Consider the following 1333-nt stretch of genomic DNA (forward strand, 5'->3'; position numbering starts at 1 on the left):
CGTTGAGTGAAAAAGTAAATTCCATTGCATTTTTAAATTCTGCTGTGAAGAGTAAATTCCATTAAATCAAGTGTTTGAGTTATATTTTTTGTTGCTCAAATATAGTATAATAAACATACAGAAAATGCTCGGAAGAAAAAATTGCATGGCAAACAATCGACTGGAGGATTTTGTGAAAAACTAAATTCCACTCGAAAGGGAGTTGATATTGAGGTTTCTATCCGCAGTTTTAACTCTTTTTTATGCTTCTATTTCAGCAGTTTTGGTTTTAGAATGATATCGTCGCAGGATATCTCTTTTAATCCGAATGCATTAACTGCTTGTTTTTCAAGCAGCAAATGGGCCAGTTTAATTGGGGCTAAACCATTTAGGCTGGCTCTAGCTGTACTATTAATGTGATTTGCAAGCTTTGTTATATCCCATTGCGTCAGCTTATCGAAGGATGAGCCTTTCGGAAGAATAGAACGTATATATTCGTGGTTCTTTTCTATACCTGGCTTTTGCCATGAAGCCATAGGGTCGCAAAAATATATGAATGTCCGTATAGCATTGTTAATTCCGCATTCCAGCCCGTCAGGGTTTGAGAATTCAGTACCTCTGTCGGTTAAAATAACAGGAAATGTATTATAGAATCCGATGGTAGACATTTTTTCTTCCAGATGGTCGAATACCTTTTTGACAGAATCTGCCGTCTTGTTTGGCAAAAGGTAAATCAGCATTAATTTGCAGTTACGGAAGAAGAATGTAAGAAGTACTTTTCGGCTACCCTCACAACCGACTACTGTATCCATTTCCACAACGTTTGTTTCTGGATGAGATTCCATATATTTGATGAAATTATTGTAAGTTCGTCCCTCGAAAATCCCTGTATCTTTGGCTTTTGGCCGCTCTTGCTTGCGAGGTTTGTATTTTACTTTTCTCGGAAGATCAATGTTTTTTACAGATAAAGTACCGGACGAAATGTAATTATATATGGTTTTTTCGGAACATTGGAGTTCGGGATGATTTTTAAGTATCTGGTACGGTGTCTGCCCCTGTAATATTAAAGGTGTAACAATTGAATCCATTTGTTTAAGTCTATCTTCAGATATGTTGATACCATTTCTGGATTCAGCAAGAATAGTCTTGTATTGACGGTTGGCCGGAGCTGATTTATAAAAATATTTATCAAGCCTGCATCCAACCTTTTTAATACAACCGTTACAAACAAAGGGAGCTTTTAATATCTTTTTGCAAATTTCCTCTTCAAATTGATCACAACGGGTATTACAAGAGTTACAGGTCCTACATTGTTTCTTGCATGAGATAGGACGCTTACAGAGATTTGTAAGGC

1 protein-coding gene is annotated in these 1333 nt (G+C 36.5%); it reads right to left on the reverse strand.

The window, feature by feature from the left end; genetic code table 11:
* Window positions 1-248 precede the first annotated feature (248 nt).
* On the reverse strand, window positions 249-1307 hold the full coding sequence (locus tag T344_RS0119420) for an IS30 family transposase (RefSeq protein ID WP_340140766.1): 1059 nt from the start codon (window positions 1305-1307) through the stop codon (window positions 249-251).
* Window positions 1308-1333 lie beyond the last annotated feature (26 nt).

This window comes from Ruminiclostridium cellobioparum DSM 1351 = ATCC 15832 (genome assembly GCF_000621505.1).
Lineage (GTDB): Bacteria > Bacillota > Clostridia > Acetivibrionales > DSM-1351 > Ruminiclostridium > Ruminiclostridium cellobioparum.